Annotated in this window: 26 protein-coding genes; 13 read left to right on the top strand and 13 right to left on the bottom strand. The window is 68.7% G+C overall.

What is annotated here, in order from left to right; genetic code table 11:
- Window positions 1-48: 48 nt before the first annotated feature.
- The 3 genes from ACNAVT_RS10195 (at window position 49) to ACNAVT_RS10185 (ending at window position 3,288) form a co-directional block, all read left to right on the top strand.
- Entirely contained in the window at window positions 49-1,533 is a 1,485-nt protein-coding gene (locus ACNAVT_RS10195; protein WP_416295008.1) for a dihydrolipoyl dehydrogenase family protein, read from the top strand.
- 91 nt (window positions 1,534-1,624) lie between these two features.
- On the top strand, window positions 1,625-2,146 hold the full coding sequence (locus ACNAVT_RS10190) for a SigE family RNA polymerase sigma factor (protein ID WP_416295007.1): 522 nt from the start codon (window positions 1,625-1,627) through the stop codon (window positions 2,144-2,146).
- Complete coding sequence (locus tag ACNAVT_RS10185) at window positions 2,143-3,288, top strand: hypothetical protein (RefSeq protein ID WP_416295006.1); 1,146 nt, start codon at window positions 2,143-2,145, stop codon at window positions 3,286-3,288. Before ACNAVT_RS10190 ends, ACNAVT_RS10185 begins: the two co-directional genes overlap by 4 nt.
- Window positions 3,289-3,315: 27 nt before the next feature.
- Here the strand turns inward: ACNAVT_RS10185 and ACNAVT_RS10180 are convergent, their stop codons facing one another.
- Window positions 3,316-4,128 carry a crotonase/enoyl-CoA hydratase family protein gene (locus ACNAVT_RS10180; protein WP_416295004.1) on the bottom strand — a complete coding sequence of 271 codons (813 nt, stop codon included), beginning with the start codon at window positions 4,126-4,128 and terminating at the stop codon, window positions 3,316-3,318.
- A 240-nt stretch (window positions 4,129-4,368) separates the two neighbouring features.
- On the opposite strand from ACNAVT_RS10180, the gene ACNAVT_RS10175 reads away from it, so the two are divergent.
- Complete coding sequence (locus ACNAVT_RS10175; protein WP_416295002.1) at window positions 4,369-5,220, top strand: Rieske 2Fe-2S domain-containing protein; 852 nt, start codon at window positions 4,369-4,371, stop codon at window positions 5,218-5,220.
- A 33-nt stretch (window positions 5,221-5,253) separates the two neighbouring features.
- Here ACNAVT_RS10175 and ACNAVT_RS10170 read toward each other — a convergent pair whose 3' ends face one another.
- Window positions 5,254-5,592: a cupin domain-containing protein gene (locus ACNAVT_RS10170; RefSeq protein WP_416295000.1), complete on the bottom strand. Its 339-nt coding sequence runs from the start codon at window positions 5,590-5,592 to the stop codon at window positions 5,254-5,256.
- 302 nt (window positions 5,593-5,894) lie between these two features.
- Here ACNAVT_RS10170 and ACNAVT_RS10165 point away from each other — a divergent pair, with 302 nt between their 5' ends.
- Entirely contained in the window at window positions 5,895-6,614 is a 720-nt protein-coding gene (locus ACNAVT_RS10165; RefSeq protein WP_416295197.1) for a prepilin peptidase, read from the top strand.
- Between the two features lie 38 nt (window positions 6,615-6,652).
- On the opposite strand, the gene ACNAVT_RS10160 is transcribed toward ACNAVT_RS10165, so the two are convergent.
- Together ACNAVT_RS10160 and ACNAVT_RS10155 are read right to left on the bottom strand one after the other, a co-directional pair.
- Entirely contained in the window at window positions 6,653-7,153 is a 501-nt protein-coding gene (locus ACNAVT_RS10160) for a hypothetical protein (protein ID WP_416294999.1), read from the bottom strand.
- A gap of 208 nt (window positions 7,154-7,361) precedes the next feature.
- A complete protein-coding gene (locus ACNAVT_RS10155; RefSeq protein WP_416294997.1) occupies window positions 7,362-7,769 on the bottom strand; it encodes a hypothetical protein in 408 nt (135 codons plus the stop codon).
- A 98-nt stretch (window positions 7,770-7,867) separates the two neighbouring features.
- Here ACNAVT_RS10155 and ACNAVT_RS10150 point away from each other — a divergent pair, with 98 nt between their 5' ends.
- Complete coding sequence (locus ACNAVT_RS10150; RefSeq protein ID WP_416294995.1) at window positions 7,868-10,555, top strand: helix-turn-helix transcriptional regulator; 2,688 nt, start codon at window positions 7,868-7,870, stop codon at window positions 10,553-10,555.
- Between the two features lie 142 nt (window positions 10,556-10,697).
- Window positions 10,698-12,020 (top strand): glycosyltransferase 87 family protein, encoded by a 1,323-nt coding sequence (locus tag ACNAVT_RS10145; RefSeq protein ID WP_416294993.1) that lies wholly within the window; start codon window positions 10,698-10,700, stop codon window positions 12,018-12,020.
- A 24-nt stretch (window positions 12,021-12,044) separates the two neighbouring features.
- Here ACNAVT_RS10145 and ACNAVT_RS10140 read toward each other — a convergent pair whose 3' ends face one another.
- From ACNAVT_RS10140 to ACNAVT_RS10130, 3 genes are all read right to left on the bottom strand, one after another.
- Complete coding sequence (locus tag ACNAVT_RS10140) at window positions 12,045-12,401, bottom strand: winged helix-turn-helix domain-containing protein (RefSeq protein WP_416294992.1); 357 nt, start codon at window positions 12,399-12,401, stop codon at window positions 12,045-12,047.
- Window positions 12,398-13,096 (bottom strand): hypothetical protein, encoded by a 699-nt coding sequence (locus ACNAVT_RS10135; protein ID WP_416294990.1) that lies wholly within the window; start codon window positions 13,094-13,096, stop codon window positions 12,398-12,400. The genes ACNAVT_RS10140 and ACNAVT_RS10135 overlap by 4 nt, the downstream gene beginning before the upstream one ends.
- 84 nt (window positions 13,097-13,180) lie before the next feature.
- Complete coding sequence (locus ACNAVT_RS10130; RefSeq protein WP_416294988.1) at window positions 13,181-13,483, bottom strand: hypothetical protein; 303 nt, start codon at window positions 13,481-13,483, stop codon at window positions 13,181-13,183.
- Between the two features lie 190 nt (window positions 13,484-13,673).
- On the opposite strand from ACNAVT_RS10130, the gene ACNAVT_RS10125 reads away from it, so the two are divergent.
- From ACNAVT_RS10125 to ACNAVT_RS10115, 3 genes are all read left to right on the top strand, one after another.
- Entirely contained in the window at window positions 13,674-14,030 is a 357-nt protein-coding gene (locus ACNAVT_RS10125; protein ID WP_416294986.1) for a PadR family transcriptional regulator, read from the top strand.
- Complete coding sequence (locus tag ACNAVT_RS10120; RefSeq protein ID WP_416294984.1) at window positions 14,027-14,887, top strand: hypothetical protein; 861 nt, start codon at window positions 14,027-14,029, stop codon at window positions 14,885-14,887. The genes ACNAVT_RS10125 and ACNAVT_RS10120 overlap by 4 nt, the downstream gene beginning before the upstream one ends.
- A 770-nt stretch (window positions 14,888-15,657) precedes the next feature.
- Entirely contained in the window at window positions 15,658-16,053 is a 396-nt protein-coding gene (locus tag ACNAVT_RS10115; protein WP_416294982.1) for a hypothetical protein, read from the top strand.
- 282 nt (window positions 16,054-16,335) lie between these two features.
- Here the strand turns inward: ACNAVT_RS10115 and ACNAVT_RS10110 are convergent, their stop codons facing one another.
- Window positions 16,336-17,112 carry a hypothetical protein gene (locus ACNAVT_RS10110; protein ID WP_416294981.1) on the bottom strand — a complete coding sequence of 259 codons (777 nt, stop codon included), beginning with the start codon at window positions 17,110-17,112 and terminating at the stop codon, window positions 16,336-16,338.
- 99 nt (window positions 17,113-17,211) lie between these two features.
- Between ACNAVT_RS10110 and ACNAVT_RS10105 the strand changes: the two genes are divergently transcribed.
- Window positions 17,212-17,430: a tyrosine-type recombinase/integrase gene (locus ACNAVT_RS10105; RefSeq protein WP_416294980.1), complete on the top strand. Its 219-nt coding sequence runs from the start codon at window positions 17,212-17,214 to the stop codon at window positions 17,428-17,430.
- 174 nt (window positions 17,431-17,604) lie between these two features.
- Here ACNAVT_RS10105 and ACNAVT_RS10100 read toward each other — a convergent pair whose 3' ends face one another.
- Complete coding sequence (locus ACNAVT_RS10100) at window positions 17,605-17,913, bottom strand: hypothetical protein (RefSeq protein ID WP_416294978.1); 309 nt, start codon at window positions 17,911-17,913, stop codon at window positions 17,605-17,607.
- The gene (locus tag ACNAVT_RS10095; protein WP_416294976.1) at window positions 17,910-18,290 is read right to left on the bottom strand and encodes a hypothetical protein; all 381 of its coding nucleotides are present in this window, start codon (window positions 18,288-18,290) and stop codon (window positions 17,910-17,912) included. Before ACNAVT_RS10095 ends, ACNAVT_RS10100 begins: the two co-directional genes overlap by 4 nt.
- Before the next feature lie 126 nt (window positions 18,291-18,416).
- On the opposite strand from ACNAVT_RS10095, the gene ACNAVT_RS10090 reads away from it, so the two are divergent.
- Window positions 18,417-18,818 (top strand): GntR family transcriptional regulator, encoded by a 402-nt coding sequence (locus tag ACNAVT_RS10090; protein ID WP_416294974.1) that lies wholly within the window; start codon window positions 18,417-18,419, stop codon window positions 18,816-18,818.
- Window positions 18,819-18,869: 51 nt separating this feature from the next.
- On the opposite strand, the gene ACNAVT_RS10085 is transcribed toward ACNAVT_RS10090, so the two are convergent.
- The 3 genes from ACNAVT_RS10085 to ACNAVT_RS10075 form a co-directional block, all read right to left on the bottom strand.
- On the bottom strand, window positions 18,870-19,160 hold the full coding sequence (locus ACNAVT_RS10085; protein ID WP_416294972.1) for a hypothetical protein: 291 nt from the start codon (window positions 19,158-19,160) through the stop codon (window positions 18,870-18,872).
- A gap of 634 nt (window positions 19,161-19,794) precedes the next feature.
- Window positions 19,795-20,589: a hypothetical protein gene (locus ACNAVT_RS10080; RefSeq protein ID WP_416294970.1), complete on the bottom strand. Its 795-nt coding sequence runs from the start codon at window positions 20,587-20,589 to the stop codon at window positions 19,795-19,797.
- Window positions 20,590-20,919: 330 nt separating this feature from the next.
- On the bottom strand, window positions 20,920-21,633 hold the full coding sequence (locus ACNAVT_RS10075) for a hypothetical protein (RefSeq protein WP_416294968.1): 714 nt from the start codon (window positions 21,631-21,633) through the stop codon (window positions 20,920-20,922).
- A gap of 546 nt (window positions 21,634-22,179) precedes the next feature.
- On the opposite strand from ACNAVT_RS10075, the gene ACNAVT_RS10070 reads away from it, so the two are divergent.
- A complete protein-coding gene (locus ACNAVT_RS10070; protein ID WP_416294966.1) occupies window positions 22,180-23,880 on the top strand; it encodes an ATP-dependent nuclease in 1,701 nt (566 codons plus the stop codon).
- Window positions 23,881-24,298 lie beyond the last annotated feature (418 nt).

Here is a 24,298-nt window from a genome sequence, read left to right as displayed (position 1 = left end):
CGGCCCGGTCCGGTCGCGGTGCCCGCCCGGGTACGGAATGCTGGCGGGATGGCGGAGCCGGAACTGGTGGACGTGGTCGTGGTCGGCCTCGGGGTCGGCGGCGAGGAGGTGGCCGGGCGGCTCGCCGAGGCCGGCCTCACCGTCGTCGGTATCGAGCGGGACCTCGTCGGTGGCGAGTGCCCGTACTGGGGCTGCGTGCCGAGCAAGATGATGATCCGGGCGGCGAACGCGCTGGCCGAGGCGCACCGGGTCAACGAGCTGGCCGGGTCCGCGCAGGTCCGGCCCGACTGGGCGCCGGTGGCCCGGCGGATCCGCGAGGAGGCCACCGACACCTGGGACGACCGGGTGGCGGTCGAGCGGTTCACCGGCAAGGGCGGCCGGTTCGTCCGGGGCAGCGGCCGGCTCGACGGCCCCGACCGGGTCCGCGTCGGCGATCAGCTCTTCCGGGCCCGGTACGGGATCGTGCTCGGCACCGGCACCCGCCCCTCGATCCCGCCGATCGACGGCCTGGCCGACACCCCGTACTGGACCAACCACCAGGCGATCGAGGTCGAGGAACTGCCGGAGTCGCTGCTGGTGCTGGGCGGCGGCGCGATCGGGCTGGAGCTGGCCCAGGTGTTCGCCCGGTTCGGCGTACGGGTGACGGTGGTCGAGGCGGCCGACCGGGTGCTCGCCATCGAGGAGCCGGAGGCGTCCGAGGTGGCCGCGAAGGCGCTGCGCGCCGACGGGGTGCGGATCGAGACCGGGGTGCGGGCCGAGCGGGTCGGCCACGACGGCGCCACCTTCACCGTGCACGCGGGCGGCACCGAGTTCACCGGCGAGAAGCTGCTGGTGGTGACCGGCCGCAGGGCGCACCTGGAGGAGCTCGGGCTGGAGACCGTCGACGTGGACGCCACCCAGCGCTACCTGCCGGTGAACGAGCGGATGCACGTCACCGCGGGAATCTGGGCGGTCGGCGACCTCACCGGCGAGGGTGCCTTCACGCACATCGCCACGTACCAGGCGGCGATTGTCGTCGCCGACGTGCTCGACCACATGCGACGGACCAGGGGCGGACCGGACGCCAGCGGCACCGCCAGCGTGGTCGGCGGCGCCGCCGGGATGGTCAGCGCGGTCGGCGGGGCGATGAGCGCGGGCGGGTCGACGGGCGCGCCGGGCAGTGTCCCGTACGCCGACTATCGGGCGCTGCCCCGGGTCACCTTCACCGACCCCGAGGTGGGCGCGGTCGGCCTCACCGAGAAGCAGGCCCGCGAGCGTGGCGTCAACGTCCAGATCGGGTATGCCGACCTGACCTCCTCCGCCCGGGGCTGGATCCACAAGGCCGGCAACGCGGGTTTCATCAAGCTGGTCGCCGACGCCGACCAGGGCGTGCTGATCGGCGCCACCTCGGTCGGCCCGGCCGGTGGCGAGGTGCTGTCCGCGCTGGTGGTGGCGGTGCACGCGGCGGTACCGCTCAGCCAGCTCCGGCACATGATCTACGCGTACCCGACCTTCCACCGCGCCATCGAGGACGCGCTGCGGTCGTTGAAGTGAGCTTCGTCCGCGACGACCCCCAACCTTTTCTGCTGAGTAGTCGTCTTGGCTGGTGTGGTAGCACCCAACTCCAGGTCGAGAAGAGGCGGACGTGGACGTCCTGGCGCGTGAGTTCGACGCATTCGTCCGTGCCAGGACTCCGGCGCTGCTGCGTTCGGCGTACCTGCTCACCGGAGATCAGCAGTTGGCCGAGGACCTGGTGCAGAGTGCCTTCGCGCTCACCCATCGCGCCTGGCGGAATCTCCACGCCACTGGCAATGCCGAGGCGTACGCGCGCAAGACGATGTACCACCTGCAGGTGTCCCGCTGGCGGCGCCGGCGCGTAGCCGAGTCGTTCACCGGCGAGTTGCCTGACCGGGCCGGTGCCGAAGCCGATCACGCCGACCTGACCGCGCTGCGGCTGTCGCTGCGCAGCGCGCTGTCCCGGCTCACCCCGAAGCAGCGCGCGGTCGTCGTGCTGCGGTTCTTCGACGACCTCACCGAGGCGCAAGCGGCGGAGGCCATGGGTGTGAGCATCGGCACGATCAAGAGCCAGACCGCAAAGGCCTTGGAGCGGCTACGCGTGTTGGCACCCGAACTCAACGGGGCCGGCGTGTCCGGAGGTGCGCGATGACCGAGCTCGACAACCTACGCAACGCACTGAGCGGGATCGCCACTGAGGTCGACGCCGTCGACCTGCGTGACCGGGCCCTCGCGACCTCTCACCGTATCCGCGTCCGCCGCGCCGTCTCCACCGCCGTGGCAGGGCTCGCCGTCGCCACGGTCGTACTCACCACCGCCGTCACCGTACGGAGCGACCCCGCGCCGCCGGCCGTGACCCCCGCACCGGCGCCGACCGTACTGCCCGACGAGCGGCAGGACGGCCCGGACCCGGGTCCGTTCAACTCGGCCACCATCACCGTGCCGCCCTGGGGCGCAACCGCGGACGCAACCTGTACCACGGGCCGGGGCACCATCAGCCACGGCCAGTTCCAACGCGACGCCGCGCACCGGCCGGCAAATGTCCTGTCGTACGTCGTGTCGGACGTCGACGGCGACGGTGTCGACGACTACGTCGCGCACCTGAAGTGCGGTGAAGGCCCGGAAGCCGGAGGCAGTCAGGTCGTCGCGTTCCGCCGCAGCGGCGCGGAACTGAAATCGATCGGCCGGCTCGTCGGCACGCAGGACGGCTTCGCGATGATGGACCACCTGGAGGCTCGCGGCGGTGGTCGCGTCGCGGTGCTGGTCTCCGAGGAGTACACCGACGGCGGGCAGGAGCTCGTGCCGAACCAGTGGCGCACGTACGCCTTGCAGGGCGGGCGGTTCGTTCAGGTCGACGGTCCGACCTCGTTCCCGGCGCACCCGCCGACCGCCGTGCTGTCCGTCGTACCGACCGCGTTGTCGTTTCAACCGGCCGGAACCGAATATGTGGGCCGGATGACGGTGACGGTGCACAACACCGGCTCGATCGACGTCGCCCGGCTGGCGGTCCTGCTGATCCTGCCGAGCCAGGTAGTTCCGGCCGGTGCCGGGTGGGGCGGCTGCGCCCGACGTGCGGACACCGATGTGACCGCCGTGGTGTGCACCGTGACCGGCCCGCCGGCGAGGTCGGACGTCGTGCTGGACCTCACGCTCGTCGCCGCGGAGAAGCCGATGCCACACGACGACCCGGTGGGCCTGGGCGACCACTACGTGACGATCGGACAGATCCCGCCGTTCGACGGGCAGGTCACATACGAGCACATGGAGGCCATCATCCCGATCAGCACGCAATGAGTGCGCGGCAGGTGGGTGGTGCGCTGGTCAGGTAGGCCGCTCCGACGAGGCCCTGATGCGGCCGGCCGCGGCGTCGTCCTCGGGGACGGCACCGTGCCGGCCGGCGCCGGCGGTGAACCGGGCCGCGCCCTTCATCGCGTCAGTGATCAGCGACTCGGTGCCGAAGGCCAGCTCGGTGGCCATCGCCTCCGGCTCGGGCAGGCCGGCGCCCGCGAGCAGCGCGGCCCGGTCGTTGCGCAGGCAGGTCTGCGGATGCCGGGCGATGTCGATGGCCAGCCGCTCGGCCTCCGCGCGCGCCTCACCCGGCGCGACCAGCCGGTTGACCAGGCCCATCGCGTACGCCTCCTCGGCCGGGACCGCGCGGCCGGTGAGGATCAGGTCCATGGCCCGGCTCTCCCCGATCAGCCGGGGCAGCCGGACCGTGCCGCCGTCGATCAGCGGTACGCCCCAGCGCCGGCAGAACACCCCGAGCACCGCGTCCGACTCGGCGATCCGCAGGTCGCACCAGAGCGCCAGCTCCAGGCCGCCGGCCACGGCGTACCCGGAGATGGCGGCGAGCACCGGCTTGGACAGGCGCATCCGGGTCGGACCCATGGGGCCGTCGCCCTCCGGCTCGACGCGGTTGCCGCGCGGCGTACCGATGGCCTTGAGGTCGGCACCGGAGCAGAACGTGCCGCCGGCGCCCCACAGCACGGCGACCGCCGCGTCCGGGTCGGCCTCGAACGCGCGGAACGCGTCCGCGAGGGCTCGGGCGGTCGGACCGTCGACCGCGTTGCGGGCGTCCGGCCGGTCCAGGACCACCGTGGTCACCGGCCCGGCGTGCTCGACGCGTACCCCCATCGGGTCAGCATGCCCTCGACGGCGGCCGGCGCGCCAGGGGATCCGTGCCGTGCCGCGCAGGCGGCGGGGCCCGTGCGGTGCGGCGGGTGCGGCACGGCGAGGGCGGTTACTTGGCCTGCGGGCTTGGAACTGATGGCGTGAACGAATCGCGCCCGGCGTTCGGCAGGGCGGAGCCACCCGATGGGGTGATTCGCCGGTGCCGCCCGGTTTGGGAGCTCGGCTGCCGGGAAGTCGGACCACGTGCGCGGACTACTGACGAAACTCGAACAGGCCTCCCGGCTCGACCGGATCGGCGACCAACTTCAGCGGGCCGTCCAGGGCACCCTGCGTGGCCAGCGGGTCCGGGACTTCCTCCACGGTGTCTGGCTGGGGCATCCACTGCACCCGGCGATGGTGCAGCTGCCCGTCGGGGCCTGGATGAGCGCCGCGGTGCTGGACCTGATGCCCGGACAGCGCCGGGCCGCGACTACCCTGATCGCGGCCGGCACGGTGACTGCCGTGCCAGCCGCCGTCGCCGGCCTCAACGACTGGGCGGCCCTCTCCCGCGACCAGCGCCGGGTCGGTCAGGTGCACGCCGCCGCGAACAGCATCGCCCTGGCCTGCTACGTCGCATCGCTGGTCGCCCGGCGGAACGGTCGGCACGGGATGGGCCGGGCGCTGGCGTACGCGGGGCTGTCGGCGGCGAGCGGTGGGGCGTATCTGGGCGGACACCTCGCGTACAAGCAGGGCGCGCAGGTCAGCCAGAGCATCTCGGAGATGCACCTGATGGGCGAGGGCTGGCACCCGCTGGGCGAGCTGTCCACCGTGCCGCAGCGGCAGCTCGTCACGCGGGAGATCGACGACGTGTCGGTGATCCTCTACCGGCACGGCGACGAGGTCACCGTGATGCTGGAGCGCTGCCCGCACCAGAGCGGACCGCTCGGCGAGGGCAAGGTGGAGCAGATCGACGGCCATGACTGCGTGGTGTGCCCGTGGCACGGCAGCACGTTCCGCCTCAATGGCGGCGAGGTGGTGCATGGGCCGGCCGCGAACGACCAGGTGATCCTGCCGACCCGGGTGGTCAACGGCCGGCTCGAGGCCCGCCTACCCTGACCCGGCGGCCCCACTGGGCCGTGCCGGGTCGCGTCAGTCTGCCGGGCTGACGTACACCTTGCGCAGCGTCTCGTGCACCGTCCAGGTGGTCCGGGCGCCGGCCTCCAGTACACACAGGTCGCCCGGGGCCAGCTCCAGCGTCGGGCCGCCCTCGACGGCGACGCTCGCTCGTCCCGAGAGCACCACGAAGACCTCGTCGGCCTCCACGTCGGTGCTCACCCCGGGACTGTGCTCCCACACCCCGACGTCCAGCCCCGCCACCGCTGGCACCGGGACGGCACCCGTGGTCGGGGAACCCTCCCGTACCTGCTCGGCGGGGAGTGGCTCGTGCGGGACGTCCAGGCTGGGGGTGCGGACCACGTGCGTTGGCATGGCGAGGACGGTAGCCGACCCGCCGGTCAGTCCCTCCGGTGCCGGCCGATGATCAGGGTCCGCCCGGCGGTCCGGGCCACCGCCGTCTCCGGGGTTGCGTCGTACCCGAGGGGCGAGCATAGGCTGACGCACGCCGATGCGACAGAGGAAAGCCAATCGAACACGCTCGGTGATGACGGGTGGTGGCGGCCGGTGGGTGTCCATGTGATGACCTGCGGCCGAATGCCGGCGGGTACGGAGGGGTCGGCGTGACCGCCGAACGGCTCCGGGCCGCCACCCGGGAGGCCACCACCCGGCGTCCGGTGGTACGTCTGCTCGCTGCCCTGGCGGTCGTACCGGCGATGCGGCTGGCGGTCGCCCGGTACGCCGTACCCCCGGGATCGGCGGACCGGGCCGGGTGCGACGGCTGCGGCGCGCCGACCGGCCTGGACCGGCCACTGCCGGCGCTCGGGCCGGCGGCCCGTTGCCCGGTCTGCCGGACACGGGTCGGCGCGGCACCCGGCGCGGTCGAGCTGGCGCTGGCCACGGCGATGTGGGTGTTCGCGCTGACCGGCGGCCCGGCCGGGGCGCGGCTGGCGGTGGCCTGGTGGCTCGCCTGGGCGGTGCCGCTGGCCCTGGTCGATGCCGCCGTGCACCGGCTCCCGGACCGGCTCACCTACCCGGCGGCGGCCGGGGTCTGGGCGCTGCTCGGGATGGCCGCGCTTGCCGGTGCCGGTCCAGCGCCCTGGCTGCGCGCGACCGCTGCCGGGCTCGTCCTCGGTGCGGGCTTCGCGGCGACCACTCTGCTGCTCGGCCGGCGCGGATTCGGGCTCGGTGACGCCAAGCTGGCGCTCGGCGCCGGTGCGCTGCTCGGCTGGTACGGCTGGCCGGTGCTGGTGTTCGGGCTGGCGCTGGCCGTCACCCTCTCCGCGGTGGTCGGGCTGGGGTTGCTGGCGGCGCGTCGGGTCCGCTGGTCCAGCCACCTCCCCTTCGGCCCGTTCCTCATCCTCGGCACCGCCCTGGCCCTCCTTCTCACTCCCTGACCCACCCCGATCCGCGGCGGAGGGGCGCGGCCCGGGAGTCAGGTCACGGTGGGGGTGTCGGAGGATCGGCGTTGCCCGGGTTGTGCGGGCATCCCGGACATCCGCTCGACGATCTCCTCCAGCGCCTCGAAGGCGTACGCCCAGTTGTGGCACTTGAAGCTGCGCAGCCCCTCGATCGGGGTGCGGCAGTCGGCGCAGTGCACGCCGGGGATTCCGGCCGGCACCTCCGTGTTGACGTACTTGCGCTCGCCGAGGATGACGCGAGCGATCATCGCCCGGTCGTGCACCCCGTGCAGGGCGGAGGCGACGATGTCGTACCAGTTCACCCGGCGTCCGCACTTCGGGCAGTCCGGCTCGTCGCCGCTGACCCAGAGTGGGGCGCCGATGCTGCGTGCCGGCATGTTCAGCAGCTTCTCCAACCGGCGTACGTCCGACTCCGGCGTGGTCCAGCGGTGCCGGCCCGGCAGCGAGGCGGGCGAGTCGTAGACGGCGCGGAACACCACCGGGTCGACCTCCACGGTCTCCCGTCCACCGGTCATCGGTACCTCCTCGTCGACCGTGCACCCCACCGTCGTACCAGGTGAACGGCGGGTGCAGCCAGATCACGGACACGACGGGTCAGCGGCGTGTCGCCGAGAGTGCCCGTGCGTCAGGTCGCCGGACGGCGTGCGGCGGGTCGCCACGCCCCCGGCGGACGGCCTCGGCGCCCGCTCCCCTTGGGGGCGGGCGCCGACGGATGGCAGGGAGTCACGCCTTGCGTAGGCCGGCGAACTGCAGGCCGGTGAAGCCGGCGACCACCACCGCCTGTGCGATCACCAGTGCGGTGCCGAGGCCGGTCAGCGGGAACCAACCGGCGATGAGCAGCTCGACGCTCCCGATCACCCAGGCGATGTTGACCGCCATCACGGCGCCCACGGCGATCCGGTTCACCGCCGGCCTCGCGGCGAGAAGGAGCAGAGTGGCGGCCCAGGCGACCAGGAACGCGCCGACCGGGTAGAGCAGGACGGCGGGGAGGCCGAACAGCTCACCGAAGATCGCCGCGACGACGACGTAGACGACTCCGTTCGCGCCCGAGCCCAACGCATCCTGCTTCAGGGCGAAGCGGAGCAGCTTGGCGTCGGCGGCGGTGTGGACAGGGCTGGCGACGGTGACCATCTCGGCGGTCCCTTCGTAGTGCTGGCGTGCGTGTCATCACGAAGCTACGAAGGTCCGCACCAGGCCGAATCAGTCATCGTGACGGTAGCTTCCTGACCGTGCTGTACGGACGAGACGGGGAGCAGGCGAAGATCGAGCGGCTCCTGGCGGAGGCCAGGAGCGGCCGGAGCGGGGCCCTGGTCGTTCGAGGCCCGGCGGGAATCGGCAAGTCCGCGCTCCTGGACCATGCCGCCGGGCGGGCAGCGAACATGCGAGTGCTGCGCGGCGTCGGTGTCGAGTCCGAGGCCGCGTTGCCCTTCGCCGCACTCCACCTGCTCCTGCGCAGCGGTCTCGACCGGATCCACACGCTGCCCGACGCACAGGCCGCCGCGCTCAACGGTGCCCTGGGGTTGGGCGACGTCGCGCCAGAGAGCCAGTTCCTGGTCGGGCTGGCCACGTTGAGCCTGCTCGCCGAGCTTGCCGGGGATGGCGCGCTGCTCTGCCTCGTCGACGACGCGCAGTGGTTCGACCAGGCGTCCATCGACGCGCTGCTGTTCGCCGCCCGCCGCATCGAGGCCGAGGGCGTCGTCATGGTCTTCGCCGCCCGCGCGGGTTTCCACGCCGCAGGGCTGCCCGAGCTCCGGCTGAGCGGGCTGGACAGCGCAGCAGCCGCCGCTCTGCTCCCCGCCGACCTTCCACCGCAGGTGCGGGAGCGGCTCATCGAGGAGTCGGACGGCAACCCGCTGGCGCTCATCGAACTGCCCGCCGCGCTCAGCGTCGAGCAGCGGGCGGGGCGATTGTCACCGGTGGGGGCGATGCCCGTCGCCGATCGAGTCCAGGAGGCGTTCCAGGCACAGATAGCCGCGCTTCCCGAGCCCGCGCGGACCGCGCTGCTGATCGCGGCGGCGGACGGCTCCGGTGAGCTGGAGGCCCTGGTGGCCGCGGGTGCCTCCCTGCACGGGCTGGAAGCGGCCGAGCGGAGCCGGCTGATCGAGATCAGGGGGACCGTTGTCGCTTTCCGCCACCCCCTCATCAGGGCTGCCGCCTACCAGAGCGCGCCGGCCACCCGGCGCCTTGCCGCACACCGGGCCCTTGCCGACGCGCTCGCCCGCTCGCCGGTCATCGACGCGGCCGACCGCCGGGCATGGCACCTGGCCGCCGCCGTACTCGGTCCTGACGAGGCCATCGCACGGGAGTTGCAGGAAACGGCGGAACGGGCCCGTACCCGTGGCGGTCACGCCGCCGTCGCGGCCGCCTACGAGCGAGCCGCCGAGCTCACCGCCGACCCGGTACGACGATCCGGACGGCTGGCCGCTGCCGCGCTGGCAGCCAGTGACGCCGGACTTATGGGTCGAGCTGCCGCCCTCGCCGACAGCGCCACGCCCGACGTGGACGACCCGAACATCATCGCCGCGCTGATCCAGGTACGCACCCACCGCGAATTCGAGCTGGGCACGCCGCTCGCGGCGGGCCGGATCATCATGGACGGCGTTCCCCACCTGGCGGCCCAGTCCTCCGAACGAGCCACCTGGCTGCTGGTGGAGGCCATTCGCTGCGCCTGGTTCGCCGGGGACACGCGGCTGGCCGAGCAGGCCGCCGCCAGCCTCCGCGCGCTCCCCGCGATCGATTCGCCGCTGGTCGACGGGGCGCTCGGGCTGGCCCGCCTGATGGGCGGCGACCTCGGCGGCGGGATCAAGCTCATGGGCGAGGCGGTGGACGTGTACGGGCGGGCCGAGTTGGGGGTGCCGGGACTGACCTTCACCGCCTCGCTGTGCTTCGCGCTGGGACGCGCCGCCCTCGGCGAGGAGATCACCGGCGGCGTCGTGGCGGCCTGCCAGCAGAGCGGGATGATCGGCTGGCTCGCCCACGCCCTCCAGGATCATGGATTCGCGCAGGGATGGCTCGGCCGGTACGGCGAGGCCACGGCGACCCTGAACGCAGGGTTGCGGCTGGCGACGGACCTCGGCCACGAGCACCGAGTCAGCCACCTCACCTGCTCTCTCGCCTGGGTGCTCGCGCACCTCGGGGATGTGCAGGGATGCCGCGCGAAGGCCGAAGAGGGCGTAACGAGAGCCGACAGCCACGGAATGGTCCTTGCGGCGGCCGTCGGACGCTGGGCCCTCGGCCTGCTTGAACTCGGCCTGGGCCGGCCGGACGCGGCCCTGCGGCAGTTGCAGGCCGTCCCGGTGACCGGCATCGGTGTCCTCTCCGCCGCGGACCAGGTCGAGGCAGCCGTCCGCAGCGGCGAGCCGGCGCAGGCACGGGAGCCGCTCGCCCGGTACGTGGCCTGGGCGCGGCACGTCCGTCAGCCGTCGTCGGACGCGATCGCCATGCGCTGCCGCGCTCTCGTCGAGGAGGACGAGGCGCATTTCGCGCGGGCCGTACACCTCCATGGGGACTTCGCCCAGCCGTATGAGCTGGCGAGGACGCGGCTCGCCTACGGCGAGTGGCTGCGACGGGCACGGCGGCGGGCGGACGCCCGTGTGCAGCTGCGCGGCGCGCTGGAGGTCTTCGACCGGCTCGGTTCGGAGTTGTGGGCCGAACGCGCCCGCGTGGAGCTGCGCGCAACCGGGGACGTGCCCGCGGCGCCACGCAAGGCCGACGACCCGCTCAGCGTGCTCACCCCCCAGGAACGCCAGGTCGTACGGTTGGCGGCCGGCGGTGCCTCCAATCGTGACATCGCCGCCCAGCTCTTCCTCAGCCCGCGGACCGTCGGCTATCACCTCTACAAGGCGTTTCCCAAGCTGGGCATCACCTCCCGAGCCCACCTGGCGGCCCTCGTCGCGTTCTCGTCGGAGCGCGGTTGACGGGTGCCGGGGTGCATGTCATGGGAGCCGGGCAACATCCTCGGCCACATAGATGACGGTGCGCGCGGCCACTGTAAGCTGCGCAGATGCGGATCGGGCCGCTACGTGCCAGGCCGACAGCCCGGCTAGGATGCAGCCCATCATGGTCATCCAGCGCATCCGCCAGTTCGCCGACGGCGTGGCGTCCGATCATGCCGCGCGCCCGCGGACCACCGTGCCGAACTGGCTTTTCATCCCCGGTCTGGCCGTGCTGGCCGTCTCACTCGCGTCGTACGGCGTCTTCCTGCGCAACCACAAGTTCGTCCTCCTCAAGCATGACTTCCAGATGTACCTCGGCGGCGTCCACGCGTTCCTGAACGGGCAGCCCGTCTACCAGCTCGGGTACACCGATCTCGGCCTTCCCTACACCTACCCGCCGATCACCCTGCCCATCCTGATCCCGTTGACCTGGGTCGATGAGCGAACCGCCCTTCTCCTGTTCAACGCCGCGGGTATCGGGGCGATGCTCGCCGCCGTGTGGTTCACCACCAGGATGCTCGGGTACGAGGGCACCCGCGGCCGACTCGGTCTTGTCGCCGCCGTCGGCGCGGTGCTGATCTGGACCGAGCCGCTGCAGCGCAACCTCAACCTCGGTCAGATCAACATCTTCGTCATGCTGCTGGTCGTGGCCGACCTCGCGCTGTCCGACCGGAGCCGGTTCAAGGGCGTCGGCATCGGCGTCGCGACCGCGACCAAGCTGCTGCCCGGTCTCTTCGTGGTCTACCTGCTGCTCACGCGGCGGATCCGGGCCGCCTGCGTCGCGGCGGGCACCTTCGTGGTGCTCACGCTGCTGGGCGTGCTCATCCAGCCGGGCGGTTCGGTCGACTACTGGCTGAGCGGGCGGGCGTTCGACTCGCACCGGGTGCTGATGGGGCGCAGCCCGCGCTATGGCGGCAACCAGTCCCTGCAGGGCTTCGTCACACGCCTGATCGGGACGGACGAGCAGAACTCGATCTGGTGGATGCTGTCGGTGGTCGCCGTCACGGTCGCCGCCCTCGCCCTCGCGGTCGCAGCGCAGCGGCGTGGCGAGGAGGCCATGGGCATGATCGTCGTGGGCTTCACCGCGCTTCTCATCTCGCCGATCAGCTGGTCGCACTACTGGCTGTGGATCGGCCCGATGGCGGTCGTGCTCGTCGACCTCGTACGCCGTTCGCACGGCGCGGCACGCGTGCTCGCCGGCGTCGTCGCGGTCGCCGCGTTCCTGCCCTTCCTCGTGTGGCCGGGTATCGACCGGCAGACGGGCGCATACATCCCGAAGGGCCTGATCTGGATCGCGGGCCGCATGCAGGGGTTGTCTCTGCGCCTCGCGGTCGACCCCTACGTGCCGACCGTGCTGGTGCTCTTCGCGCTCGCCGCGCTGTGGCTCTACCTGAGGTCCCGTCCGGGACGGAAGGCCGTGCCGGCCGCCGGAATCGCCGACACGTGATCAATTCCCCGGGTCCGCCGGCAGTTACCGGCCGCCAGCCGTCTCGACCCGGCTGATCAGCAGCTTCAGTCGGGCGATCTCCTCGGCGAGCGCGGTGTGCCCGGCCTCGGTGAGCGTGATCCAGGTGCGGGCGCGCCGGCCGGCGTACCCTTTCTCCACCTCGATCAGGCCAGCCGTCTCGAGTACACCCAGGTGCTGGGAGAGGTTGCCGGCGGTCAGCTCCAGTTGGGTGCGCAGGTAGCTGAACTCCACCCGGCGCGCCTCGTGCGCGATGGTGAGGATGCCGAGGCGGACCCGCTGGTGGACCAGGTCGTCGAGCCCGTTGACCGGGTGGGCGGGTGGGGTCGGCTCCGACGTCGGGCCGTCGGTGGGGTCGCTCACCGGTACCACCGCAGTCGTTGCGCCAGGGCGAAGCCGATCGCGCCGAGCAGCAGCAGGCCGCCGCTGATGACCAGCGGTGGCGCGTCCCCCCACCGGCTGCCCCAGCCGACCCCCCACCCGAAGTTGATCGGCACCAGCACCACCGCGAGGTACCCGAGTGTGAACAGCAGCAGCGCGACGTGCCGCTCCAGCCAGGCCAGCACCAGCAGGGCCAACCCGATCAAGCCGGCCGGAGCGAGCAGCCGGGTCAGGAAGAGGTCGACGCCAGGCGGGTTGTCGGTGTACGCGTTCGGGTCGGGGAAGATCCAATCCGGCGGGACGACGGAGGCCAGCACCACGAGCGCGACGCCGGTGAGCACGTACGGCAGCACCCGGGCGCCCAGCCCCCGGGCCCGGGCGACCCGCAGGTATCCGCCGGCGATCACCACATATGCCACCACCATCGCCGCCAGCCAGTAGAACCCCACGGCCTGAAACTCGACCTTGCACACCTGGCCGCCGTCCACCACGTGGCAGTCGCTGACGGCCCGGTGGCCGAACCGGTGAACGGGAATCGCGCCAAAGGTCACCAGGGCCAGCACCAGCAGCGGCAGCCACGTCACCCGCTGGGCAAGACGGACCCGGCGCGCGAGGTCACGCGCGTCAGCCAGCAGCCGGCGTGGGTCACCGCCGGCGGGTATCGGATCGGTAGTCATGCAGATAGGTTTGCACAACAAACCGATTGGCGCTAGTGGAGTGCGCGAAGTCCTTCGAGCGTGCCCCTGCCCCTTGCCCGCGGCTCATGGAAGCTGGCTCAGCTGTTCCTTGCGGGGTAGCAGAGCCGCCCCCGCACGTCGGGCGGTGCGCAGATTGGCGATGGCCAGGACACCCAACGCCAATTCCACGACCACCAGCGACGGCTCGAGCTTGTGCCGCAGGGTGGTGATGACCAGCCCGCCGACGGTGAACAGCAGCCAGGCGCCCAGTCCGAGCCAGCCCGCGACGACGCGATCCTGAGCGAACATCGGCGCCCGGCGGGTCACGGCCCAGCCGCCGAAAGCCGCCCAGCCCAGTCCGATCGTCAGCAGTACCGCGAACGCCACCATCGTCCGTGGTGGCAGCCCGGGCTCGGTTGCCCACAGCAGCGTCTCAATGCGGTGTGCCGGCTTGTCGCTGTGGACCAGTGGTGACCTCTGTATCGGGCACGCTCAGCCGTCGACCGTCACAGTCGAATGCTGGGTCAGCATAGCGCGCGTGCTTGCCATATACGCTCTACGCGTATATAACTTCGTCATGACTATGGGACAAGGGAGACTTCAGGCTCCGAGCTACTTCGTTCTGGCGTCGTTGCTCGACGGCCCGCGCCACGGTTATGCGATCCTCGGCCAGGTCGAAGCCCTGTCCGAGGGGACCGTGCGGCTGGCCACCGGCACGCTGTATGCCGTACTCGACCGGCTCCATCGAGCCGAGCTGGTCGAAGTCGTCAGCGAGGAAATCGTCAATGGACGCACCAGGCGCTCCTACGCCTTGACTCCTGCCGGTCGGGACGTCCTTCGAGCCGAGGCTGCCAGGTTGGCCGCTGCCGCAACCGTGGTGACCGATCCCGCTAAGCGGTCGGCCGTTCAGACGTCAGCGGTGAGGTTCGCGTGAGCGACAAGCTGGCTCGCCGGTACGAGATTCTGCTGCGCGCCTACCCCGCCCGGCACCGTCGGCAGTGGGGCGACGAACTGCTCGGAACGTTGCTGATGCGAGCCGATTCCAGTCGACGCTGGCCCCCGGCTGGTGAGGCGATAGCGCTGCTGACGTCCGGGGTGCGTGTTCGGCTGAACTCGGACAAGGACCGGGCACCACGGGCCACCTGGGCCGCTGGGCTACGCGTTGCGGTAATCCTCCTGTTGGCGTCCCAGTTGGCGGACCTGATCATTCTGACCACGCTGGACGGGCTTGTGTATCGCGCCGGCCTCGCCAAGCTGGCCTTCGGCGTGCTCGCCCTTCTCGCCATACTGCGAGACCGTCGCTGGGTGGCGCTGCTGGCCTTACTCGGGTGGCAAGCGATTTATCTGCAGGGGTACCACTCGGTGTCCTTGCCGGTGGCTACCGAGATCATTCTTCTAGTGGTCGTGGCTCTCATCCAGCGCACGCATCGAGCTGTGTTGCCAGGCCTCTGGTGGCTCGCCGTGCCGGCGATGATGGCAATATTTTGGGGGCCGCAGTTGCTCTCGTCCGAACCGGTGTTCCCCCCTCACTACGAGCAAGTGATGACGCTGACTGTTGTGGCGCTATGCGCCGTCGCGACCCTGCTCGACTCGCGGGCAGCGTTCGCAGCGGTAGGCCTACTCCTGGCCAAAGTCTTGACTGACACAGTGTCCATAACGTGGGCGGGCGACATTCCGGCTGGCGGCATCTTCTATCACGCTCCGTCCTCATGGAACACGGTTATGGGCACCGCAGCGGCGGCCCTGCTCATCGGCGGGCATCTGGTCACTCGGCGCAGAGCCAGCCTGTAGAGCCCTTGTCGCCTGCGTCGCGATGAGGTCGTGGTGGGATGCGGCGCGTGTCCCCTAGGCAGGCCCCTGGCGTGCCGGCGATCGCCGGCCGGAGGGGCGGCGCCGCACTCTCCGCGCCGCATCCTCCCACCACGACCGACCGTGACTCGCCCTACGGCACGGCGGTGTCGCCGCGCCCCGGCCGGCTGCTGGCACACCAGTTCCCCACCAAACGGCCTGTCATCGTGCGGCGGCCCTCCGGGCGGGTCGGTGCCGAACTGCTGCAGCTTCGGAGAGCGTGCCAAACACAGGAGGGTCAACGCTGGCGGCCGATCCACTGCTGTACTTCGCTGCTGTGTGCGCGATCGCGGCAACAGCGGCCCTGGGGCGGGGGACCTGCGTACGAGTGGGCCGCCAGGGACTCGAACCCTGAACCCCTCGGGAGACATCTCGATCATCTGCTATCGGACGGATCGGCCTGCTGATCTGGGCGGCGTCTGCTGTTGCCTTACAGCGGTTGACAGCCCTTGTCGGCGTCAGTTGTGCCCGGCTTGTGCCCGATGATCTCGCCAGTCCATCACTCACCGTCTACGTCCGTCCCGCCCGAGCCGTCCGTCCGCAGGCCTCCGCCGCGCGCTTCGCCCCGAACGCGTGCAAGGCGCGGCAGAGGGGCTGGATGCGGGCCCAGTAGGTCGTCAGTCGGTCGATCCGCGGTCGCGCCAACTCCCGTCGATCCGCCGGCCTCACCTTCGGCCCCGCGCTGACTTGATCGCCCGCACTAGCCTCGCTGCATGTTTCCCCGGGCCTATCCAGCGGTCCCCATTTCGGGGCTGGTGGCATCCCTGTTGATCCTTTTGGCCGGTCTCTTCTCCGACCTGGGGCCGCCCCCGCCGGCGGGGGAACTGCTTCGCGGCACCGTGATAGCCGTCCAACGGGACAGCGGCGGCCAGCTGGTGACGGCGCTCGTGGAGGTCGACACTGAAGGCGGTCCGGTCATCTGCGGCATCGACCGGGCGGCGTTTGCCGGCCAGGGGCTCCCGGCGCTACACGCGGAGCTGAGCGTCGATTACCAGCCCATGGGCTGCGCGCTCCCCCCGGTGTCGCGGCAACTACCCCGTGGGGCGATCCTCGCGCTTGGCGGTATCGGCGCGGCGCTCATGGTGCTGTGGCTCCGCGCGGGCCGCTGAGGCACCCAGCCTGCCGTTCGTCACTGGCCGGCACGTCGCCGACCCCTGCCTTGCAGAGGCGGATCGATGCAGCTAACGCTCGCCGATCAGGGTCGGTGAGTGGCGCTCGCGTCGGGCCTCGCTGTCCAGTGCCAGCGGCTATCGCTTGTTGTCGCACATCTCGCTGACTTCTTGCTGACGATGGGGCCCATGAGGTGGGCCATTCGGCACTAGCCGGGACACGGTACCCCTACCTGGTGGAACCAGATCACGAACGGCCGTGTATCGGGCCGCGTAGGCCCTTCACGATCCAGTCGCCTGGTATCTGCGGAGCGCAGCTTCGGCGAGCTGGATGAGGTACTTGTCGCCGCCGGGTTCGTTGCCCTGCTCCTTGACGACCACCAGAGTGGTGCCGATCCGGACGAGTACGCTGTCCCATTCCAGGGTGCCAGAACCGGACGTCGTGCTGCAGCTGACGTGGATGCTGTCATCGCCCAGCCGCGGCCCTGCTGCCACTGCGAAGCGATACCTGTCGCCGATGCCAAGGCCGGACGACACGACGAGGGTGGGGCAACGGCTGATGAAGGTCCGTAGGTCGGTCATCGCTCGTCGTGCACCGTCATCGGCGTAGGTCCTGAGGACTTCAGTTCCCACCCAGCCCCAGCCATCGGGGTCCCCGTCATAGCTGAGGGTCGCTGCGGCCATCGCTGACGGGGTCCCGGTTAGCCGCGTGGCCGACAGCAGCGGGATCATGCTGTCCGAACAGGCCACGCCGGCGCCTGAGGGTTGATCGCCAGCATCCGACGCCATGACTGTCGCGATCTCCACAGTGAATCCAGGCGGCAGTGAATCCGTGGTCACCAAGCGTGCGGACAGCGTCGCGGAATAGCCGGATCCGCCGGTCGCCGGAACTGCGGTGGGAGCCGGCTTCGTGGCCGTGGCCGAGCCTGTCGCCTGCGCCGTGGAAGCGATCGCTTCGTCCGCTGATCCATCCGCTGTATGAGCCGTTGAAGAATCGCACGCCGCCACCATGCAGGCGGCCGCCACCGCGACTAACCTACGCAGCACCATCCAGAGCACGTGGCAGACCCAATCTCTCACGCGAGCCGCGTCAGGCTACCAGCGCATGTGACGCTGTCAGCTTGGGAAGCTGATCAACGATCGCTACTGGGCGGAACTGTGGGCGGGCTGGCGCGAGGCCGCTGGCTGGCCGAAGGAAGGGACCTTCCATTCCTGCGCCACTTCTTCGCCACCACGCTCATGAGCAACGGCTTCGAGCCGCAGGACGTGCAGAAGGCGCTGAGGCACGCCAACCTGCGGATCACCTTGGAGACCTACGTCCACTGGCTGCCGAAGAAGGACCGGCCTCGTGGCGTGGTGGGAGCCCTTCTCCGGTAGGCCGACAGCAAACGGCGAGACATCTCCGCGAGTCAAGATCAGCGCTAGGTTGTGCCCGATGATCTCTTCTCCGCGTTGCCGCAGCTCAGAGACCGTCTATGGTGGGCCGCCAGGGACTCGAACCCTGAACCTATGGATTGCCGGCAAGCCGGGCGGATCAGGTGCCTTGCGAGGTCATCCGGGCTGGTGGCGCACTTCTCGGCTCGGTTCGGCTGGCACGGTTGCTGTACATCGCTGCTGTACTGCTGGCGTCGGCCGAGCGGCCTCCCTGGTCCAGCCGAGAAAGCGGCGGTGCAGCACGCCGGCCGGCGTCCACGGCATGTCCTCGGTGGCTTGGACGAGGTAGGAGCCAAGGTAAAGGGCCAGCGACACCGGAGCATCCGCATACTCCGCCCGTAGCTCCCGCTTACGGGTCGGGCAGGGCCAGGGCAGGTCGCAGCCTCCGCAGCTCCAGATCGGCAGGACCGGGCCGTGGGTGGTCACCGCACACCCTGCAGGAAGCGAGCGGTGATCGTCCGGGCCTGCCGGCTGGTTGCCCAATCCACCTGCCAGCACGGGTACGGAGTCAACCGTGACCACCAGGCGCGGCAACCGACGCACATGCCGTCGAGCCCGCGAACGTGTACGGCCAGGATCGCGTGCTCTTGGTCGTATTTCACTGCGCCTCCTCTCCTGGCCAGTGGCCACGATTGATCGGCATCCGGTGCCGGGCGCGACACGGCAGCTCGGCACCGCAGCGGCAGATCCGCCGCCACTTCCGCCAGGACCAGATCGGCCGGTGCCGGCGGGCAAGGGTGAGGGCGACGGCTATCAGGTACTCCTCGTACGAGACGCGCCGCACCGGATCTCCCCTCAGGCATGGGTCGACGGCGCGGCGGCCGGGCCTGAGCTGGTCATCCGGTCGCCGCACCTGCACGTTCACCGTACCGACGTAGGACTGTAGATACAATAAGATGTAGAACTGTTGGACACGTAGCGTCACATTCGTGATCGACCCCAGCTCGGATCGGGCCGTGTTCCGGCAGCTCGCAGACCTCCTGCGGGACCGGATCACGTCTGGCGACCTCGCGCCCGGTGCGTCGCTGCCGAGTGAGCTGCGGCTGGCTCAGGAGCACGGGCTGAGCCGCACGAGTGTGCGGCAGGCGATAGCGCTACTCCGGTCGGAAGGGCTCGTGATCGTAAAACCGCCGCGCGGCACGTTCGTCCGCGCCGTCGAACCAACCGAAACGGTGACTCTCCTCAAGGGCGACACCGCCACCGCGCGGATGCCTACCCCTGCCGAGCGGCGCGAGCTAGAGATGGGCGAGGGCATCCCGGTCATCGTGATCTTCCGCGCCGACGGCTCCCGCGAGCTGTACGCCGCCGACCGTATCCGCGTGGGAAGGTAGAGCTGGCGACGGCCTACGTTGCGCCTGGGCGCTGTTGCGCTAGGGAGTCGATCACGCCTTGCCTGCAAACTGCCCGGCAACGCTGATCGCAGTGGCCACGATCGTGGAAAGCATCCCCACGATGGCGCCCAGTGTCGTCAGTCCTTCCCTAGGCGACGCCCAAAGCCCGCGGTTCATCTGCCGCCAGGCATGTGGAACGAACGTCATTCTGAGCTTCTGCCACTTGTGCTGCCGCTTGCTGCAGGAAAGCAGCAGGCCAGCCGAGTTGTTACGGCACAAGGTCCCATCGCGGTTCACGGCGCAGCACCAGACAGGCGCCTGGAACAGGAAGAAGCCGGTCACCAACAGCGATAGCACGAGTAGCGCTACTGGCCCCACAGAGCGAGTCCACCAAGCCGTGACGAGGATGACGAACGCCAGATAGCCCAGTACCGCGCCAGACCCTTCATGGAGATCGACCGTAGTGGATCGCGTGCGGCCAGTAAGGGGCATCTGTCCGGGACCCGACAAGCGGTCTGGGCCGCTGCAGAATCCGGCGTACAGGTCGACTCGTCCGTCGCCCACCAGGTCAGCCGTCAGAACATGGTGGCTGACCTGCTGTTTCCTCGGGCGCTGATAGGGGTTGCCGGCCGTCTCTGGTCGTTGTCTGACGGCCCGTAGACGGCCCAGGCAGAGACCCCTCGCTTGTAAGTTCTAGGCGCTACGTCCGGCGTTGTCCGTCCATGCTCGGGGCCTCGGGGCGACTGTCCGCGCTCGGCCGCCGGCGGCTGCCCGTGTCCCGGCTCGTTGCTGTCGCCGCCACCCACGGGTGGGAGAGTGAGCGCGTGGGGCTGAACACTGAGACCGCAGCGCAGCTCGCCGAGACACGCCTAGCGGAATGACGACGCAACGGCTATGACGAGTGGCGCGCAATGCTCGACGACAAGGAGATGCGCAACACACGTCTGCGACCCGTACACGGACATGATCGGATCGACTAGGGAGCGCATTTTACATCAATAACATTGAGTGTGTCCGTAGCGCTGCGACGATAAACCTCGTCAGGCATCTCTTTGATTAATTGTCGAGCGAGTTCAACCTGATTCTTGAACTCAGAACAGTTCCCGGCTCGCCGCTCGGTCTCTGCCCAGTAGGTCCGGGTACTTGTTTGGGACCACTGTCTTATCCGCAACGGTTCGGCATTTTCCAACTGGAGGGCACGTTCGAACTGGTCTCGGCCCTTCGCAGCGTCACCGAGGTTGAAGTAGCATGTGCCGAGGAGCCTCAATAGGCCGTTTCGGATCGTGGCATTAGCTGGTCGCTCAAGCCCCTTCCGCGCTAGTTCAATTGCTCGCGAATACTGCTCGGAGAAACGGAAGGCGTCGGCGATTACCAGGTACTCGGAGGATAGGCCATCACCGCCGGGTACTTTCTCGATAAGAACGGCCGCCTGCTCAGCAAGTGCAAGATTTTCAGCGTTCACATCGCCGGAATACGAGTAAGCAATCAACCGGCCGTCATCATCCTTCAGTTCGGCGGCCACGTCCCTCGCCGACAGCGATTGCAATCGTTGGATAATCTGACTCAACTCGGTTCGCACGGCAACTTGTTGCTGCTCGCGGGTTTGCGCGAAAGAGATATAGGCTGCACCGGCAGATGCGATCATTGCCAGAATTGCAACAACCACAGCGGCTTCTCGATACCATGGAGCCTGACGCCTTTCACGTTCGGCTTCGAGCAGGGATAGCCTGGCCGTGATCCGCTCGATGTCGCGCTCCTGATCAGAGTGCAATGAGGGCGACCGGTCGCCGGAGGTAGTGCTTACAGTTCGGGGCCTACTATTTGAGCCTTTACGTCGAGCCAATTTCTCTCCTACGCTGGCGATCTCACTAGACCAGAGCCACGCTTGCGAAGGTATCAATGGCCCGCAAGACTGGCCACCTCCCGAACCCGGGAACGGCCTTCGGCCTGTGTGGGCGATACTGCGATCGAACCAGTGACCTCTTCGGTCTGAAAGAATGATCAGCCGTCGATGAGCTGGGCGAGTAGCCGGGGTGAGCTGCCGGAACAGTCCACCGTCGTCCGTGGGCGTCCGGCGTCGGCCGCCCCGGTCGTCACCCAGCTAGTCACCCCGGGCCGATCCGCTGGGACGGCCCTCCAAGATGGTTCGCGTACGGAAGTCACGCTCCAAGGTGCGTTGAACCTCGTGAGCGATCTGGCGCATCCATGCAGTCACGAATGCCCGCCGAGGAATCGTTGCATGCCGGCCATTTACCACCAGTCCGACGACCCCATCGTGGTCTACCAAGGCACGGTAGTGTTCCGGCATCTGCGGGTCCACATGCGCACCGCCATCCTTGTTCGCCATCTGGAGCACTACGTTCCGCCGGCTGTAGGTGAAGGCTCTCCGCCCACCACGGAGAGGTGACTCGTTGGTCAGGAACCGGGTGACCCACCACTCATCGAAGGCTTGAAGCGGGTTGGTCCGATCGGGGCCAAGGTCGTCCAGCACGGGAGTGGGCGCGGCAGTGCCGACGTCAAAATTTACGCGAATCGTACATAGTCCCGGATTGACGACGAAGGAACCCGGGGGGAGGTCCGGCAGCTGGAGGGCCGTGTTCACGAACCGCAGCCTCTGCGGCAGAAGCCCGAGCTGGTGCAACAGGGATCGGCTGTTTGCCGTCTGGTGGCAGAGAACGCGAACCGTCGTCGCGAGCCGGAACGCCTCGTCTATGGCACCCTCGTCGTACGCGGCGGCGGACCGTCTGAGATAGGCCACCTGGCGGCGCAGGTGCTCCTCCAGGTCGGCCAGGGCAAGTACATGCTGTCCACTCATGTCGGCCCCTCCATTCGGCGGTGTTCCGATCCGGTGCCGGCGGTACACAGTAGCCCGGGCGGCACAACCTCCAACAACGCCAACGGTCACCCCGGCTCCGCTTGTCAGACGTTGAAGCGGAGCTAAGAGCCGCTAGCCCCGCCACCAGCGGAAACAGGACTTGACACCAGCTCACAGGGCGTTCGGGCTGTCATCGCTGGTCGCTGGTTGACAATGTTTCACGCTGTCTTGTGGCCCGTGTGTGCCGCAGGTGACCCCTTGCCCCCCACAAGATCGGTAAAGCTTTTCGGTGAGGGTGGATGCGAGCACAAGCGGCACGATCAACACCGGTGGGTCGGCTTCGGCCTGCAACGTTGCTGTACTGGCAGAGCCCGACTCCTTGCCCCATGCACCTACCTGCCACGTTCCGGGTCGTACGCTGCACTCGCGTTCGCCACGGTCCACGGGCGTCCGGCCGGATACTCCCCCACATAGGCGCTCACACGGCCTCTGCATGCGGTACCTTATTTGCCTACCTCGACCGCGATCTTTCTCCCGGGTGGCCGTATGTCGTTCAACGTGCAAATAAGAGAAGTGCGCTTCATGGATGGCAGTTCTGTGGTCGCGCCCCCGGGCGGTGCGCTGATTGTCGTTGGCGCGAATAACAGCGGGAAGTCTCTCCTCCTGCGGAGTATTGCAAATCGTCTAGTGAATGAGCCATCACCCGATGACCGGGCACTCTTGGACGATGTCGAAATAGTCAAGGAGGGCACCTCCGAAGATATACTGGATTGGTTTCGCCGGAATATCTCGGAAGAGAGGCGACGGCCTTATGAACATTACACCACCTATTTTAAGAACTCGTTTGGAGAGATAGCTCGCGATGCAGTGATTTCTCGCCATGGGCAGCCACGCCTGAGTGAACTCGGCGGCTTCCTTGTCGCTACGCAATTTGCTGAAAGTCGACTCGGACTGATACCCGAGAGCTCACTGTACGACATGCTCGCAGATGTACCTGGGGATCCGATCCAAGCTCTCTACGCCAACCCGGACATGATGCAGCGCCTATCGAGCTGGACCCAGGACACCTTTGGGTTCAAGGTATGCATGAATCGGTACGGAACAACGCTCAGGCTGTTAATCGGCGAAGATCCGAAAGAACTACCTCCGCCGCCTCCGCCAACGAACGTCCTGAAGCATTACGCAGCATTACCGCCAGCCGCATCGCAAGGCGACGGCGTCCGCGCTTTCGTGGGCCTACTGTTGCAAGTCATGCTATTGCCGCGTCCAATCGTAATAATTGATGAGCCTGAAGCATTCTTGCATCCGCCACAGGCTCGCCGGCTCGGCAAGTTGCTGATGGATGAATCGCCAAAGTCCTCTCAACTTATTGTCGCTACCCACAGCGAGGACTTTTTGCAGGGAGTTCTAGACTCCCGCGATCGGCCCGTGCAGATCGTACGAATGAGCAAGAAGGGCCCTGTCTTTAAGCCGCGCACGGTGGCCCCAGAGCGAATTCAAGAGACCTGGGCTGATCCGTTGATGCGCTACTCCAACCTACTGGATGGCCTATTCCATGCCGGGGTCGTACTCTGTGAAGGAGACAGCGATTGCCGGTTCTATCAAGCCGTAATGGATGAGCACCTCTCGGATCTGCCGGGAGCAAGGGATCTCCTCTTCACCCACGTGAACGGCAAAGCTCGCATCGGGAAGGGCATTCGGCAACTTCGTGAGTTCCACGTCGAGTGCGCGGCGATCGTTGATATTGACATCCTAAATAGTCAGCGGCTGCTTCAGTCAATTATCGAGGACGCGGGAGGTAACTGGGCTGATTTCGAGAAGGACTTTGAGGCGGTCAAGCTTGCAGTTGAAAGCCTTGGTCTTTCCGTCCCAACAACTGAATCCACTCGAACCAAGATTGCTGAGCTGTTCAAGGGGTTGCCCGGAAAAGAAGCGGTGCCCGACAAGATCACAGAGGCAATCAAGGATGCCCTAGCACCTAAGTCGCCCTGGCATCTGCTAAAAAAGGGCGGAGCAGACATCATCCCCGATGCCGGCGCAGAGTCAGCGCCGCGATTGTTCAGCCAGTTGCGGGAGATCGGAATATTCATCGTGCCAAAGGGGGAGCTTGAGCGCTGGATTCCGTCGAATGTCAACAAACAACATTGGCTAACGCACGTCCTGGAAGGGAACCATTACCGCCAGCCCCCCACTCCGCTGATCGACTTCTTGTCGTCCGTGGCTGGCTATCTGAACAGGACGCTATAAGCCATTACCGGCTTGATCTAGACTTTGCCATCCCGTCTGCCCTCGACCCGCCCCTTGGGGAGCGGGCCGCCGCCCGGCCCGCCACGTCAAGCGGACCTTGACGGCTCGTACGGACGCTGGCGGGCCGGGCGGTGGTCTGCTCGGCTTGCCCGGGTCGATGGCAGGCGGGATGGCCTACCGCAACCACCCACGGACCGCGACCCGCCGACGGAGCCCCGGCCATCCTGGAGCCGGAGCGCCCCCGCCGGAGGCGCAGTAACCGCAACCCCGCGACCGCCGCCAGCTCGCCGACGCGGCCGGCGTGCGCTCCCTGGCGCCGCGCGGGCTGCTGGCCGCGCGGTCCGGCCGGCTGCCGGCCCACCACACCACCAGCAAACCGGCTTCCGTTCGCGGCGGCACTCCGGGCTTCCCGCTCTCC

It is taken from the genome of Micromonospora sp. SL4-19, from assembly GCF_047921475.1.
GTDB lineage: Bacteria > Actinomycetota > Actinomycetes > Mycobacteriales > Micromonosporaceae > Micromonospora.
This window is presented reverse-complemented; position numbering and strand designations above follow the sequence as displayed.

What these genes read in the sequence shown, in the direction of transcription:
- ACNAVT_RS10195 (WP_416295008.1), top strand. Translation starts at nt 49, where the DNA reads ATGGCGGAGCCGGAACTGGTGGACGTGGTCGTGGTCGGCCTCGGGGTC.
- ACNAVT_RS10185 (WP_416295006.1), top strand. Translation starts at nt 2,143, where the DNA reads ATGACCGAGCTCGACAACCTACGCAACGCACTGAGCGGGATCGCCACT.
- ACNAVT_RS10180 (WP_416295004.1), bottom strand. Translation starts at nt 4,128, where the DNA reads ATGGGGGTACGCGTCGAGCACGCCGGGCCGGTGACCACGGTGGTCCTG.
- ACNAVT_RS10170 (WP_416295000.1), bottom strand. Translation starts at nt 5,592, where the DNA reads ATGCCAACGCACGTGGTCCGCACCCCCAGCCTGGACGTCCCGCACGAG.
- ACNAVT_RS10160 (WP_416294999.1), bottom strand. Translation starts at nt 7,153, where the DNA reads ATGACCGGTGGACGGGAGACCGTGGAGGTCGACCCGGTGGTGTTCCGC.
- ACNAVT_RS10155 (WP_416294997.1), bottom strand. Translation starts at nt 7,769, where the DNA reads ATGGTCACCGTCGCCAGCCCTGTCCACACCGCCGCCGACGCCAAGCTG.
- ACNAVT_RS10145 (WP_416294993.1), top strand. Translation starts at nt 10,698, where the DNA reads ATGGTCATCCAGCGCATCCGCCAGTTCGCCGACGGCGTGGCGTCCGAT.
- ACNAVT_RS10135 (WP_416294990.1), bottom strand. Translation starts at nt 13,096, where the DNA reads ATGACTACCGATCCGATACCCGCCGGCGGTGACCCACGCCGGCTGCTG.
- ACNAVT_RS10125 (WP_416294986.1), top strand. Translation starts at nt 13,674, where the DNA reads ATGACTATGGGACAAGGGAGACTTCAGGCTCCGAGCTACTTCGTTCTG.
- ACNAVT_RS10115 (WP_416294982.1), top strand. Translation starts at nt 15,658, where the DNA reads ATGTTTCCCCGGGCCTATCCAGCGGTCCCCATTTCGGGGCTGGTGGCA.
- ACNAVT_RS10095 (WP_416294976.1), bottom strand. Translation starts at nt 18,290, where the DNA reads ATGCCTGAGGGGAGATCCGGTGCGGCGCGTCTCGTACGAGGAGTACCT.
- ACNAVT_RS10075 (WP_416294968.1), bottom strand. Translation starts at nt 21,633, where the DNA reads ATGAGTGGACAGCATGTACTTGCCCTGGCCGACCTGGAGGAGCACCTG.
- ACNAVT_RS10070 (WP_416294966.1), top strand. Translation starts at nt 22,180, where the DNA reads ATGTCGTTCAACGTGCAAATAAGAGAAGTGCGCTTCATGGATGGCAGT.